Source organism: Pseudomonas sp. B12(2026) (genome assembly GCF_057767015.1).
On the sequence record NZ_CM173430.1, the window covers coordinates 3,101,128 to 3,115,560 of the forward strand.

General features: G+C 63.6%; 13 protein-coding genes. 10 read left to right on the forward strand and 3 right to left on the reverse strand.

Features of this window, described 5'->3' with window-relative positions:
• Positions 1-29 precede the first annotated feature (29 nt).
• From AC3B6A_RS14425 to AC3B6A_RS14435, 3 genes are all read left to right on the forward strand, one after another.
• A complete protein-coding gene (locus tag AC3B6A_RS14425; RefSeq protein ID WP_488397897.1) occupies positions 30-1,382 on the forward strand; it encodes a GntP family permease in 1,353 nt (450 codons plus the stop codon).
• A 170-nt stretch (positions 1,383-1,552) separates the two neighbouring features.
• Positions 1,553-1,687, forward strand: coding sequence for a hypothetical protein (locus AC3B6A_RS14430; RefSeq protein WP_488397898.1), 135 nt, complete (start codon positions 1,553-1,555; stop codon positions 1,685-1,687).
• Between the two features lie 208 nt (positions 1,688-1,895).
• The gene (locus AC3B6A_RS14435; RefSeq protein WP_488397899.1) at positions 1,896-3,521 is read left to right on the forward strand and encodes an NADP-dependent glyceraldehyde-3-phosphate dehydrogenase; all 1,626 of its coding nucleotides are present in this window, start codon (positions 1,896-1,898) and stop codon (positions 3,519-3,521) included.
• Between the two features lie 159 nt (positions 3,522-3,680).
• On the opposite strand, the gene AC3B6A_RS14440 is transcribed toward AC3B6A_RS14435, so the two are convergent.
• Positions 3,681-4,154 carry a BRO-N domain-containing protein gene (locus AC3B6A_RS14440; protein WP_488397900.1) on the reverse strand — a complete coding sequence of 158 codons (474 nt, stop codon included), beginning with the start codon at positions 4,152-4,154 and terminating at the stop codon, positions 3,681-3,683.
• 1,563 nt (positions 4,155-5,717) lie between these two features.
• The gene (locus tag AC3B6A_RS14445) at positions 5,718-6,230 is read right to left on the reverse strand and encodes a hypothetical protein (protein ID WP_488397901.1); all 513 of its coding nucleotides are present in this window, start codon (positions 6,228-6,230) and stop codon (positions 5,718-5,720) included.
• Positions 6,231-6,610: 380 nt separating this feature from the next.
• On the opposite strand from AC3B6A_RS14445, the gene AC3B6A_RS14450 reads away from it, so the two are divergent.
• The 6 genes from AC3B6A_RS14450 (at position 6,611) to AC3B6A_RS14475 (ending at position 11,880) form a co-directional block, all read left to right on the forward strand.
• Positions 6,611-7,630, forward strand: coding sequence for a fimbrial protein (locus AC3B6A_RS14450; protein WP_488397902.1), 1,020 nt, complete (start codon positions 6,611-6,613; stop codon positions 7,628-7,630).
• A gap of 187 nt (positions 7,631-7,817) precedes the next feature.
• Positions 7,818-9,059 carry an MFS transporter gene (locus AC3B6A_RS14455; RefSeq protein WP_488397903.1) on the forward strand — a complete coding sequence of 414 codons (1,242 nt, stop codon included), beginning with the start codon at positions 7,818-7,820 and terminating at the stop codon, positions 9,057-9,059.
• A gap of 28 nt (positions 9,060-9,087) precedes the next feature.
• The gene (locus AC3B6A_RS14460; protein WP_488397904.1) at positions 9,088-9,351 is read left to right on the forward strand and encodes a hypothetical protein; all 264 of its coding nucleotides are present in this window, start codon (positions 9,088-9,090) and stop codon (positions 9,349-9,351) included.
• 335 nt (positions 9,352-9,686) lie between these two features.
• The gene (locus AC3B6A_RS14465; protein ID WP_488397905.1) at positions 9,687-10,727 is read left to right on the forward strand and encodes a sterol desaturase family protein; all 1,041 of its coding nucleotides are present in this window, start codon (positions 9,687-9,689) and stop codon (positions 10,725-10,727) included.
• Positions 10,728-10,870: 143 nt separating this feature from the next.
• Entirely contained in the window at positions 10,871-11,569 is a 699-nt protein-coding gene (locus AC3B6A_RS14470; protein WP_488403602.1) for an AzlC family ABC transporter permease, read from the forward strand.
• Positions 11,566-11,880, forward strand: a complete 315-nt coding sequence (locus tag AC3B6A_RS14475; protein WP_488397906.1) for a branched-chain amino acid transport AzlD family protein — start codon at positions 11,566-11,568, stop codon at positions 11,878-11,880. The genes AC3B6A_RS14470 and AC3B6A_RS14475 overlap by 4 nt, the downstream gene beginning before the upstream one ends.
• Positions 11,881-11,954: 74 nt before the next feature.
• On the opposite strand, the gene AC3B6A_RS14480 is transcribed toward AC3B6A_RS14475, so the two are convergent.
• Entirely contained in the window at positions 11,955-12,893 is a 939-nt protein-coding gene (locus tag AC3B6A_RS14480; protein WP_488403604.1) for a DMT family transporter, read from the reverse strand.
• 98 nt (positions 12,894-12,991) lie between these two features.
• Here AC3B6A_RS14480 and AC3B6A_RS14485 point away from each other — a divergent pair, with 98 nt between their 5' ends.
• Positions 12,992-14,416: an aminotransferase-like domain-containing protein gene (locus tag AC3B6A_RS14485; protein WP_488397907.1), complete on the forward strand. Its 1,425-nt coding sequence runs from the start codon at positions 12,992-12,994 to the stop codon at positions 14,414-14,416.
• The last annotated feature ends 17 nt before the right edge of the window (positions 14,417-14,433 follow it).

Below are 14,433 nucleotides of genomic sequence, written 5' to 3' on the forward strand. Positions count from 1 at the left end.
CGGCAAAACGACAACAACAGGAGAGCCCCATGCTCGGCATGTCCCATGACACCTATCTGCTGCTGGATGCGGTGGTCACCATCATCGGCCTGATTCTGCTCATCACGCGTCTCAGGCTCCACCCCTTCGTCGCCCTGATCATCGCCTCCGGCTTCCTCGGCCTGACCTCCGGCATGCCCGTGGCGACCATCGTCAAATCCTTCCAGGACGGCTTCGGCGGCGTGCTCGGCTTCGTCGGCATCATCCTTGCCCTGGGCACCATGCTCGGCAAGATGATGGCCGAGTCCGGCGGCGCCGATCAGATCGCCCGCACCCTGATCCAGGCCTTCGGCAAGGAGCGCGTGCACTGGGCGATGATGCTCGCCGCGTTCCTGGTGGGCATCCCGCTGTTCTTCGAGATCGGCTTCATCCTGCTGATCCCGCTGGTGTTCATCGTCGCCCGCCGCAGCGGCGTGTCGCTGATCAAGATCGGCATCCCGCTGCTCGCCGGCCTCTCCGCCGTGCACGGCCTGGTGCCGCCGCACCCGGGCCCGCTGCTGGCCATCGGCGTGTTCGGCGCGGACATCGGCAAGACCATCTTCTACGGCCTGCTGGTCGCCCTGCCCACCGCCGCCATCGCCGGCCCGATCTTCGGCGCGCTGATCGCCAAGGTCATTCCCGGCAAGCCCTCGGAAGAACTGGTCGCGCAGATCGCCCATGAGCCGGAGACCAGCGACCTGCCCAGCTTCGGCATCACCCTGGTCACCGTGCTGCTGCCGGTGTTCCTGATGCTGCTCAAGACCTTCGCCGACGTCATGCTCGCCGACGGCCACGTCATCCGCGCCTGGATGGACATGATCGGCCACCCGATCACCGCCCTGCTCCTGGCCCTGCTGCTGTCGCTCTACACCTTCGGCCATGCCCGTGGCTTCGACTCGCGGACCATCCTCAAGCTGCTCGACCACAGCCTCGCGCCCACCGCCGCCATCGTGATGATCATCGGCGCCGGCGGCGGCTTCAAACAGATGCTGGTGGCCAGCGGCGTGGGCGACGTGATCGGCCACATGGCGGTGCAGGCGCAGATTTCGCCGATCCTCCTGGCCTGGCTGGTCGCCGCGGTGATCCGCGTCGCCACCGGTTCCGCCACCGTCGCCACCATCACCGGCGCGGGCATCGTGGTGCCGGTGATCAACCTGATCCCCGGGGTCAACCGCGAACTGCTGGTGCTGGCCACCGGCGCCGGCTCCTTGATCCTCTCCCACGTCAACGACGCCGGCTTCTGGCTGGTGAAGCAGTACTTCAACATGAGCGTGGTGGAAACCTTCAAGACCTGGACCGCCATGGAGACCATCCTCTCGGTGGTCGGCCTGCTCTTCATCCTGCTGCTGTCGCTGTTCGTCTGATGCATTGAGCGATGGGTATCGCTGTGCTCCACGCCATCCTACGGGAGCCCCAGTGAGCTTCGTTCGTAGGATGGGTGGAGCGCAGCGATACCCATCAAGCCCAGCCCCAAACCACCCGGCGAGCCGCCCCAGGCCGTTCGCCGCCGGACTCCTGCAACGAGGTATCGCCCGTGACTTCCTCCGCAACTCCGAAAGCCCCCGCCCAACCCACCTGGCCCCGCGACTTCGACATCCGCGCGCGCTACGCCGAGCAGCAGGAACTCCTGCAACCCCCGCCGGCCCCGCAGCCCACGCCGTCCTCCTGATCTCGCACCCTGCGAGCTCCCTTGACTGCGAAAGCAGCCCACCGGAGCCCAGCGCAGGATGGCGTGGAGCGCAGCGATACCCATCACCCCGCCCCACGTCACTCCGGCAAATGCCCACCTTCACCCGAACAGCGCAACACCCGGCGTATAACGACAAAAGACGGTACGCCCCATAGATCAGCCGCCCACCTACCCCGAGGGATGAGTCATGCCCGCCAACAACAAGCTCGACCATCTGTTCCCCCGCCTCACCGACATCCCCGACACCTGGCGCCCCGACGCCCCTGTCGAGCAGCGCGAATACCTGGTCAACGGCGAACTGCGCCGCTGGGACGGCCCGCTCGCCCCGGTGCACAGCCCGGTATTCCTCGCCACCGACCAGGGCGCTGAACAGGTCATCCTCGGCAGCACGCCGCTGCTCGATGCCGACGCCGCCCTCGCCGCGCTGGACGCCGCCGTGGCCGCCTACGACAACGGCCAGGGCCTGTGGCCCAACCTGCGCGTGGCCGAGCGCATCGCCCACATCGAGCGCTTCCTCGCCCGCATGCGCGAACAGCGCGCGGCCGTGGTCAAGCTGCTGATGTGGGAGATCGGCAAGAACCTCAAGGACTCGGAAAAAGAGTTCGACCGCACCTGCGACTACATCGTCGACACCATCGAAGCGCTCAAGGCGCTGGACCGCCGCTCCAGCCGCTTCGAGCTGGAACAGGGCACCCTCGGGCAGATCCGCCGCGTGCCGCTGGGCGTAGCGCTGTGCATGGGCCCGTACAACTACCCGCTGAACGAAACCTTCACCACCCTGATCCCGGCGCTGATCATGGGCAACACCGTGGTCTTCAAGCCCGCCAAGTTCGGCGTGCTGCTGATCCGCCCGCTGCTCGAAGCCTTCCGCGACAGCTTCCCGCCGGGCGTCATCAACGTCATCTACGGGCGCGGCCGCGAGACCGTCAGCGCACTGATGGCCAGCGGCAAGGTCGACGTCTTCGCCTTCATCGGCACCCACTCCGGCGCCGCCGAGCTGAAGAAGCTCCACCCGCGCCCGCACCGCCTGCGCGCCGCCCTCGGCCTCGACGCCAAGAACCCCGGCATCGTCCTGCCCAGCGTCGACCTCGACAACGCCGTCAGCGAAGCCATCACCGGCGCCCTCTCCTTCAACGGCCAGCGCTGCACCGCGCTGAAAATCCTCTTCGTCCACGAAGACGTGCTGCAGCCCTTCCTCGACAAGTTCAGTGCCAAGCTCGCCGAACTCAAACCCGGCATGCCCTGGGAACCGGGCGTGGCGCTGACGCCGCTGCCCGAGCCGGGCAAGGTCGACTTCCTCAACGGCCTGCTGCAGGACGCGCTGGCCAAGGGCGCGCGGGTCATCAACCCCGGCGGCGGCGCGAGCCGCGAAAGCTTCTTCTACCCCGCGCTGCTCAGCCCGGTCAGCCCCGACATGCGCCTCTACCACGAGGAACAGTTCGGCCCGCTGGTGCCCGTGGTGCCCTACCGCGAGCTGGACCAGGTGATCGCCTACGTGCTGCAGTCCGACTACGGCCAGCAGCTCAGCCTGTTCGGCAACGACCCCGCGCAGATCGGCCCGCTGGTCGACGCCTTCGTCAACCAGGTCGGCCGCATCAACCTCAACGCCCAGTGCCAGCGCGGCCCGGACAGCTACCCCTTCAACGGCCGCAAGAACTCCGCCGAAGGCACCCTCTCCGTGCACGACGCCCTGCGCACCTTCTCCATCCGCACCCTGGTCGCCACCCGCTTCACCGAGTCGAACAAGGAACTGATCAGCCAGATCATCCGCGACCGCGACTCCAGCTTCCTGACCACGGATTACATCTTCTGACCTGACGGCCCAGCCTCCCGGCCGACGCCATCCCCTCACCCCAGCCCTCTCCCTCCGGGAGAGGGCTGGGGTGAGGGCAACCCCGCGCACCGACCTGCCCGTGGGTGCTCTTCGTAGGAGCGAGCTTGCTCGCGAACCCGCCTCACACCGCCCCCACCATCACTCCCTGCGCCACCACCGCCCGCGCCGTTCCTCCACCATCAACCGCGGCACCTCGCACATCGGCACCCACAACTCCCCCTGCCAATCCAGCACCGCCACCGGCCGCCCTTCCCCCTTCGCCTGCATCCGCCTCGGACCGCCCGCCCTGCCCAACGCCTGATCCCGCAACACCGGCAACACAGTCCCGGTGATCCACCTGCGCAACTCCCGATGCTCCGGATCGCGATAGCGCTGCAACACGTGGAAAACGCCAAAGTCATTCACCAGCAACGCGACCTCCTCGCCGCTGCCGGTCACCAGGCGCGCCTCGCGGTACAGATCATCGTCCAGACGCAGAACATAAGACTCGACCCGCTCGCGGATCAGATAGCCCAGCTCACGGGCGACCAACCAGGGCTGGTTGTCGATCAAAACGCCGCGCAAGGAACGGTTGTAGCGGTGGAAAACGGTGGGGATGTAAATCTCGTCCATGAGTGCAGACCTTGATGATTGAGTATGGAGGCCACCTCACCGTCGCCAAACGGTGGGGTGGCGGAGCCGCGCAAGGTTGGCGAACCGGCAATCATCAACCGGCAGACCCGAAGGTCTCCCTGCGCGGCCCGCCATAGCAAAGCCCTGCGCCCGTAGAACTACGGCACAGGGCTTGTCAGCGCAGGTCGCGCGAATGATTGTTCCGGGTCGCCAAACCCGTCCCCTGTCGCTTTCACAGAGGCGACGGGAGGTTAGGAGGAAGGTATGCAGCGGTCAAGCACGGTGTTTTTCGCTGCTGTGCAACACATGCGTTGCTTAATGCTCTGCGGGTGGCCATCACCGCCACATAGCAGGCGCTTCCGAACGGCAGCAAGCGAAAAGCAGACATCTCGTAGATGTCTAAAATCTCAGGGCCGATTAACTCCTGAAGCGTGACCAAGTCGGATATTGACCTCCGAATACCTACACCATTACTACGCAACCCTTGCCCGCTTCCTGTTTGACAGTTGTAAGGGGCTGGGCTAATTACAAAGCAGGATTTAACAACCCAAGCGATAAAGGAAATCGACCATGAGTATCAAGCCTGGCCCTAAAAGAACAAACGAAGATGGTACTCCGGACAAGAGGCAGAGAGTCACGCCCGAAAAGCAAAAGGATCATCCAGACCTGAAACCCCACAAGCATAAAAAGGGGGAATAGGATCGAAAAGCAGCTCCCGAGAGCTGCTTTTTTATTTGTGCACGAATAGACCTGTCCATCACCACCACGACAATCAATCACGCCGTGCAGTGAACGAAAGAGACAGAGAATTACGCGAGTCGACAACAGGCAGCAATCGGAGAGGTCATAATGAAACCTTGCGACGAACTCACTCGGACGATCACCTCGGCCTATTCACCCTGCCCCAATTTCTCAGGGGCGTGCACTTGCATGCGCTGGGCTCCCGAAAAAGGCCACGTTCCACGGGGTTTTCTTGGTGCCACAGGGGCGATCTCCGAGGTAGAGCTAGTCTTGGTGTTCTCCGAACCGGGCGATCCTCACTCCGGAGAGGCCCACTGCGGATTCGAATCCACCCTTGACTACACCTACCAAAGCATGAAGAACGGCACTGACCAGTTCCACCGAAATGTACGTCTGATCCTCGATCTCTGCTTTCCGGATCTCAGAGGCAACTTCGACAAGCAGCTGAGAAAGGTGTGGCTGACAGAGTCGGTACTTTGCTCCGCCGCAAAGGAAGGCGGGAAAGTACCGAGCATCGTCTGGCGCACATGCACAACGGACTATTTGAAGCCTCAACTTGAAGTGCTGCCACATGCACTCATAGTTGCCCTTGGCAGCAAAGCGAGCACGCGAATTAAGGGGCTGGGATTTCCATACATGGACGCTGTGGCCGCTGCCCCACCAGGATGCAATCGCAAACATGCGCGCTTGTCATGGGAGGTCGTTGCCACGGAGGTGCGTCACCGGCGGCAAGCCTAAAGCAAGTAGGGTGGATCACGCTTCACCGATCCACCATCGCCCCCACACGGCTGCCGATGGTGGAAGTAAAAAGCGAATCCCACCCTACTGTTGCATGCTAAGTTTCGCTAGCAACTCCTCTCTGGCTTTCGCTTCCATTTCTTCGGTGTACCCATAACGGCGAGCAATTGGCATTGTTATGGTATCGAGTTTGGCTGTGACCTCACGAAACAGATCGATCATGTTTTGTAACTCTTCGATCATTTCTGTTCGCCCTGCTTCGCGCATGAACTCAACGGAGCGCCGGGAAAAGTAGCTATGCGCTAGCCAGTTACGTTTCTCTAAAGCTGTGGAAAGTAGTATCGATACTTCATTTGTAGGCTGCCCTTCATTCTTCAGCTTTTGAAGCAATTTCCCCATTGTTTTGCCAAGTTCTTTCTCTTCGTAAGCTTCAAAAGCTGAAGCCCATTTTTCTGAGCCCTTAAAGTTCTTCACATTCTTGGGAAAGAAGTCCAAAAACATTAAGTGGATGAACATGGACTGCTCCACACACTGAGCCCAGTACATGGCCAGCCCATAGCAGGCATACACATCACGCACGTGGTCGTCCTCGTCCATAGCTGATCACCTAACGAAGAGGTAGAGTCGGATGCAAGCGTAGCAAGTAAGGTGAATCACGCTTCACCAATCCACCATCGAACCTCCACCCGACTTCCTGACAGGTCCGCGGATTCCTCTGCCTTTTCCAGGCAAACGGAAGGCCTGCCGTTCACCATGGCTCGGACGCGGCAGGCTTCAGATCATGGTAACCGGCTTATGAGATTCGTCTGATGCCTCGTTGTGTGAGGGTTCAGAAGAATACGCGGCGCTCAAACCCTCATCCCCGGCGTTAATCCAGCCCCTGGTTTGTGCGTTGGGTCTGTGGCCGCCTCGTGCGGCTGGCCCCGCGCCAACGGGCCGGAGCAGGTCGCCGGCCGCTGACCATACGAGGCCCAGTCATGCGAATCCTGATCCTGCTTCTTGTTCTGCTTTGCGCGCATTCGGCGCTGGCGGCGAACTGCACCTTTGTGCCGGACACGGGCAGTAACCTCGTGCCGGCCACCATGATGGTGCCGCAACTGAGTATCCCGAGCAGCCTGCGCAGCGCCGGCAACGGCACGGTCCTCTACGACAGCGGCTGGAAGGAGTACGGAGGAATCACGTTCAAGTGCTCCACGCCAGGCACCCTCTCGGGCACCCTCAGCCTCAGCGGTGGCATCCACGAGTCGCTGACGGGTTATCGCTACCCGGTGTACGCGACCAACGTCAGGGGCATCGGCATCACGGTGGTCTGGTGTGGAAGGACAACAGGACAGAACGTCTATGTCTGCCCCGACGACGTGGCCAACCTGGGGGCCGTGTCCACTACCGTAACCGCTGATACCCATCCCATATACGCCAACTGGCGGGTGCTCCTGACAAAGACCGGGACCATCGATCTCACCAACGGCTCGACGATCACTGGCCTGTCCAGCGTCAGCTACGCCGACCTGAAGGTGTCGACATTGACCGTCACTGTCGCGCAGATCGCCAACGCGAGCTGCGCGCTGGCCGGCGGTGCCAGTTCCGTCTCCATCGACGTGCCCCTGCCAACCGTCGCCAAGACCGATTTCAGCAATAGCTCGCGGACTCCCGAGAGCGACGGCAAGGCGCGTACCTTCAACATCAAGCTGGATTGCGACAGTGGGGTGAAGGTCAGATACCTGGTCGCTGGCACCCAGGACGGAGTCGGCGATGACGTGCTGATGAACGAGCAGGGTACGGACATGGCGACGGGAGTCGGTGTCGCCCTCTACGACGGCGACCTGAACAGCCGCACCCGGATGAGGCTGATGCAGCCGGCCCAATTCACTACGCAGTTCCCCGGCCCGGTGAACATTCCCCTAACCGCCCGCTACTACCGCACCGTCGACAAAGTCGATTACATGCGGGCGGGGTTGGTTTCCATCTGGGCGACCTTACTGCTGTCCTACGAGTAGCAGGGTGAAAGTCGCTCTTTACTTCCACCATCGGCCCCGTCTGGAGGTTCGATGGTGGATCGGTGAAGCGTGATCCACCCTACTTGCTGCCCCCTTCCCATCCGCCCCGTTTTCCCTGCCTTTCCCCCACGCCTCAGCCAGACTGTAGCCACCACCCAAGATCAGAGTGCCCATCGAGGATTCCGCGATGACTCCACTCCCCACCCGCCTCTCCTCAATCCTCGCCCCGGCAGGCGTCGAGGCGGGCGTATGGCGTCTGCTGGCCGCGAGGAGCCTGCGGGGCTTTTGCGATGGCTTCGTTGCGGTGCTGCTGCCGGCGTACCTGCTCGCGCTGGGCATGTCGACGCTCTCGGTCGGGCTGATCAGCACGTCGACGCTGCTCGGTTCCGCCATCGCCACGATGGTGGTCGGCGCGCTGGGCAATCGTGTTTCGCGGCGGTCGCTGCTGGTGTTCGCCGCCCTGGTGATGACGGCGACGGGCATCGGCTTTTCCAGCCTGTCGACGCTCTGGCCGCTGCTGGTGGTGGCGTTCCTCGGCACGATGAATCCCAGTGCGGGCGACGTCAGCATGTTTCTCCCCATCGAACATGCCTGTCTGGCCGAAGCATCGAAAGCGCAGGCGCGCACCGCGCTCTTTGCGCGCTACAGCCTGGTCGGGGCGCTTTCCGGCGCTCTGGGGGCGCTGGTGGCCGGGGCGCCGGAATGGGTCGCCGCGCATTTCGGCGGCGGTGCGTTGTCGGCCATGCGCGGCATGTTCGTCGTCTATGCGCTGTCGGGGCTGGCGATCCTCGCGCTGTACCGGCGCATGCCCACGCATCAGGGCGCGGCGACCACGACGCACGCGGCGCTCGGGCCATCGCGGGGGATCGTCGTGCGTCTCGCGCTGCTGTTCAGCGTGGATGCGTTCGCCGGCGGGCTGGTGGTCAATGCGCTGCTGACGCTGTGGCTGATTGCGCGGTTCGACCTTTCGATCAGCGCGGCCGGGCAGTTCTTCTTCTGCACGGGGTTGCTCAGCGCCGGGTCCCAGCTCGCGGCGGCGCCGCTGGCGCGCAGGATCGGGCTGCTGAACACGATGGTCTTCACGCATATCCCGTCGAGCCTGTGCCTGATCGCCGCGGCCTTCATGCCGTCGTTGCCGCTGGCGTTGCTGATGCTGCTGTTGCGCAGCGCGCTGTCGCAGCTGGACGTGCCCACCCGCAGCGCCTACGTCATGGCCGTGGTCACGCCGGCGGAACGCGCGGCCGCCGCGAGCCTGACGGCGGTGCCGCGCAGCCTCGCCGCCGCCGTTGCCCCGACCATCGCCAGCGGGCTGATCGGGCTGGGCTGGCTGGCGGCGCCGCTGCTCGCCTGTGGCGTGCTCAAGATCATCTACGACCTGACGCTGCTCATGGCGTGCCGGCATGTCCGGCTCGAGGGGGATGCCCCGTGAACCCGCCATGGCACGGGCTCGGGTTGCCTTGATCGACACGGCGCAGAAGACCAGCCCGACGCCCCCCATCTGGTGGCAGGCTGCGCGCGCCTGCCCTCCCCTGGTCACCCAGCCCACCGGCCATCGCCTGCGTCCTTCCGACAGACAACCCGACAGCTATCTGCGTCCGTTCACTCCGTCGATTCGTTACGAGGTGGCGTTGCTGCGCCCGACCCACGAGGCGCCTTCGCAACTGGTGCTGGAGTTCATCGAGACATTGCGGGCCAACCTCACGCCGACTCAGGAAGAGTGACGAACGCCCGGGACCCGCTGTCGAACTGACCGGCCCCTTTCCAACTTTGACAGCTCGAACCACCCCCTCCATGCTGGCCGCAGTGAATGGCAGCCCGTGAGGCGCTGCCGCTTGAACCGACTCACCAAGGCTCCGGCATGACCGGCAGGCCATTCCAAGAACAAAGAGACACCCCATGAAATGCTCCCAGGCAGTCCCGTTGCTGCTGCAATCCGAAACCAGGCCGAAGTCCGCGCACCGACGCATCGCTTGCCTACGCCTGGTTGCCAGTGGTGCCGCGGAACCCGCCAACCCCAGCCTCCACGCCCCTGCCCTTCGCCTGAGCGTGGCTCGCCATGGTTGAGCTCTCGCACCTCCACAACCACCTGACCGCCCTGGTGGTCGCTCCCGTCGCCAACCAGCTCTCGGGCCTTTTCGACCTGAACGGGCGTGTCGGCGCGGTGTTTCTGCTGTTCTCCTACGCCATCGCCTATGGCCTGTTCCGCTACAGGAAGCGGCGCGCGCTGACGGAGGCGCCTTCGTTCTGGCAGTTCATTGGCGGCAACCGCGTGCATTTCCATCGCTCGGCGTTGCTGGATTACCGCTACTACCTGGTGCGCGGCATCCTCAACGTGGCGTTGCTGGTGCCCATCGTCGGGCTGGTCGATCCGTACATCCTGCGCTCGGGCGATTACATCGCCTTCTTCACCAACCTGTGGGGCGCGCGCCCGCAGGCGGGGAGCAACCTCGGCCTGTCGCTGCTGTATGGGCTGGGGGTGTTCCTGGTGAGCGATTTCAAGAACTACTGGATACACCGGGCCTTCCATTCGCGCTGGCTGTGGGCATTCCACAAGGTGCATCACTCGGCGGAGGTGCTGGTGCCGATCACCGCGAGCCGCGTGCATTTCGTGGAGAAGCTCGCGGCGAAGCTGGCCGGGACCGTTCTCCTCGGCGCCTATGCCGGCGCCTTCTGGTACGCCTGCGGCGGTCAGATCAGCGCCTATACGCTGTTCGGCGTGACCTACCTGATCTTCCTCTTCAACGTGCTGGCCACGAACCTGCGCCACAGCCATGTGTGGCTGTCGTTCGGGCCGGTGATCGAGCACGTGCTGAACAGCCCCGCCCAGCACCAGATCCACCACAGCGACGCGCCCCGGCACTTCAACAAGAACTTCGCGATCAACCTGTCGCTGTGGGACTGGATGTTCGGCACGCTCTACGTCACCAGCCCGACGCCGGAGCCCATCCAGTTCGGCGCCGGGGAGCGGGATGACACGAAGTATTCGTCGCTCTGGAGCCTGATCATCACGCCCTTCGTGGAAACGGCGCGCAAGATCCGCAAGGCCCGGCGCGCGCAATCGGCCCAGCGCGGCACGTCGCAAGCGCCCTCTTCGTAGCCGGTGACGCTGGAAGCATCTGATAAGGGAAGCCTGAAGCGGCTTCCCTTTTCGTTCGCGGCGTCGTCGGCAGCAAGATTGTTCAAGCCAGCCGGCGCCCCGCTCTGCCACCCTGTCGGCACGAAAGACTGCAAAGAATGACCATGTCCCACACCACGCTTTATTCCCGCGCCTTCCTCAAGGGCGCCATCGACATTGTGCCGCTGTCCCTGGCGGTGCTGCCCTGGGGCCTGCTCGCCGGCTCGCTGGCCATCGACGCCGGGCTCTCGCCGCTGCAGGGCCAGGGGCTGTCCGCCATCGTCTTCGCCGGTGCCGCGCAACTGGTCGCCATCGGCATGCTCAAGGGCGGTGCCGGGTTCTTCTCGATCATGATCACCACCCTGCTGCTGACCTCCCAGCACCTGCTCTACGGGATGACCCTGCGCCCAGTGATCTCCGAGCTGCCGGGCCGCTGGCGCGCGGGCCTGGGCTTTCTGCTCACCGACGAGTTCTTCGCCCTCACCAGCAGCCACGACCGCGAGACCTTCAACCGCTGGTACGCCCTGGGCGTGGGCCTGACCTTCTACATCGCCTGGAACCTCTTCACCCTCGCCGGCGTGCTGCTGGGCAGCAGCATTCCGGGGCTGGAGCACCTGGGGCTGGACTTCTCCATCGCCGCCACCTTCGTCGCGCTGATCGCGCCGGTGGTGAAGAGCCTGCCGACCGTGGTCTGCGTCGCCGTCTCGCTGTTCTGCTCGGTGCTGTTCAGCTACTGGCAGCTGGGCTCGGCGCTGGTGCTGTCGGGGCTGGCGGGGATGTTCGCCGGTTTCATCTGCCAGAAATTCTCGGGGGTGCGCGCATGATGGTCTGGGCAGTGATCTTCGGCATGGGCCTGATCGTGTTCTTCAACCGCTACGTGTTCCTCGAGCCGCGCCTGCCGATCCGCCTGGGCAGCAACGTGCGGCAGTTCCTCGGCTTCGCCGTGCCGGGCATGCTCACCGCGATCTGCGGACCGATCGTCTTTTTCCCGGATCACCAGTTGAACCTGAGGCCGGACAACCCCTACCTGCTCGGCGCCATCGTCGCCGTGGCGCTGGTGCTGTGGACGCGCAACGTGCTGCTCAGTGTGGTGCTGAGCATGGGGGCGTTTTATCTGTTGCGGTGGTGGTTGTAGGGAGACGAAGACGGGGCAGATTTGCTTGCCCCGCCCGGTACAGCCATAGCGCGGCGCCGAAGCCTGCTCATGGCTCATCCCTTCCTTGCCAGAAGCTTCTCCATCGGCATCTTGGTAATGGCGAAACCAGCCAGGAGCAGAGCGGAATACATTGCCAGGTCGCGTGAAATCGGCAGCCCCTCGTACCAGGCACCGATGACCACGGCAAACACCGGGAAAATGATGAAGACGAAGGACAGGATCACCGGGCTCAGGCGTTTGAGCAGGAAGAAATAGACGATGAAGCCACCTACCGAAGCGCACAGGCCGAGGTAGGCCAGCGCCCACCAGGAGCGCGCGCTGATGGCGGAAAAGTCCGGGCGCTCCACACCCAGGCTCGCCAGGAACAACATCAGTCCGGCGAGGCCGATGGGAAGGGTGTTGTACGTGATGACACTGATTGCGGCGCCCTTCTGCTTGGTCACCACGTAGCACAACGCGTGCATCACCGCGGCGGCGAAGATCGCAAGCACTCCAACGAACTCATCGTGCCCCAGGCTCAGGCCCTGGCTTCGCAGAATCATGAACAGGCTGCCGAAGCCGATGGCGATGCCTACGACCTGGGACAGGTAGATGCGCTCGCGCAGGAACACTGCGGAAAAGATCAGGATGAACACCGGCATGCAACTGAACAGCAACGCGGTGAGCCCCGAGGAAACATGGGTTTCGCCGTAGTTGAGCAGGTAATAGGGCAGGCTGAAGTAGCACAGCGTGACGAAGACGAAGAAGCCCAGATGGCTGCGCGGAAAGAGGATCGAGTCGCCACGAATCAACGCGAAGCACAGAAACAGTGGAAATGCGATCAGGAAGCGCAAGCCCGAGGCAGTCAGTGGCGGCACCGTTTCCACGGCAATCTTGATTCCCAGCCATGTGGTCCCCCAACTGAGGCACACCGTCAGGAACAACAGGGAGGTGACGAATGCCGCCCGCCACGGACTCCGGGATTGGCTGGTGTTTTCAATGGCCGCTGACATTGGCATGATGACAATCCTTCAACTCTGCTAGATTGAACCCCAACTCCAACAGCATCACCTCTCATTGATGCCGTTCAATCAGGCTATTTGGATGAAAAATGACTGTCAAACCAATTATTGACACGGTGCCAATACTCAGGGAGGCGTTAAGCTCGGGGCATGGCGCCAAGTACAAGCGCCTCGCCGACGCCATGGAAACCCACATTCTTGACGGGAGTATCGAGGGAGGAATGAAGCTTCCGCCCCATCGCATCCTGGCGGATCGCCTCGGCGTGACCATCGGTACGGTCAGCCGCGCCTATGCCGAATTGGAGCGCATGGGTCTGGTGGTGGCACGGGTGGGCGATGGCACCTTCGTCCGTCAGCGAGAGCTGGAACGCAAGCGCGACGCCGGCTTCAGCAATTTCGTCGAGGAGTTGCCGGAGCAGTACGACATGAGCCGCAACATGCATATCCCCGGCTCGGAAACCAGCCTGCTGGCGCAGAGTCTTCTGGATCTCGCTCGCGATCCGCGCACCCTCACCGAGCTGACCCTGTATACCCCTGACGTCGGCCTTCCGCGTTACCGCCAGGCCGGAGCGCACTGGCTCACTCACGGTGACTTCAAGCCCCATGCCGAGCAGGTGCTATGCGTCAACGGCGGCCAGCACGGCCTGCTCTGCACGCTGATAGCGCTGTTGCGCGCCGGCGACACACTGGTGACCGAACAGCTCACCTATCCGGGTCTGATCACCGCCGCGCGCATGCTCGGCATCAAGCTGCTCGGCGCGGCGATGGACGACGAAGGGCTGATACCGGAGTCCCTGGACGAGTTGTGCCGGCACAACCGGGTCAGCGCCCTCTACTGCACCCCGACGTTGCAGAATCCGACCACAGGTGTGCTGTCTGCGCAGCGCCGAGAGGACATCGTCGCCATCTGCCGCAAACACAACCTGCTGATCATCGAGGACGAGGCGCACGCCGTGCTGGTGGATCAACGCCCGCCGCCCCTCAGCCACTACGCTCCGGAGCGCAGCGTTCTGATCAGCAGCCTGAGCAAGGCGGTGGCCGCGGGCTTGCGGGTGGGCTTCCTGCACGCCCCGGCGAACCTGGTCAGCCGCATCGCGGCCACCCTGCGCGCCACCTGCTGGATGGCCACACCGCTGGCGATGGAGTTGGCCAGCAATTGGATCGAGGACGGCATCGCGGAGAAGCTGTTGCGCCAGCAGATCGCTGAAATCGGCCGGCGCAAGCAGTTGGTACAGGGGCAACTGGAAGGTCTGACATATCGAACCCATCCGCAGTGCCCCCACTTCTGGATCGAAGTTCCCGAACCCTGGCGCGCCTCGGATGTGGAAGCCGACCTGAAGCTGAAGAACTACCTCATCGCCACCGCGGAAGTCTTCGCGGTCGGCCGCGCGGCGGTGCCACAGTTCGTCCGGGCCAGCGTCAGCAATGCCTCGTACAACGACGCGCTGCTTCTGGAGGGGTTCGCGACCCTGGCCAGCACTTTGCGCCAGGGCAACGGCCAGTTCGACGAGTGATGCCGCTGGCCGTTTCA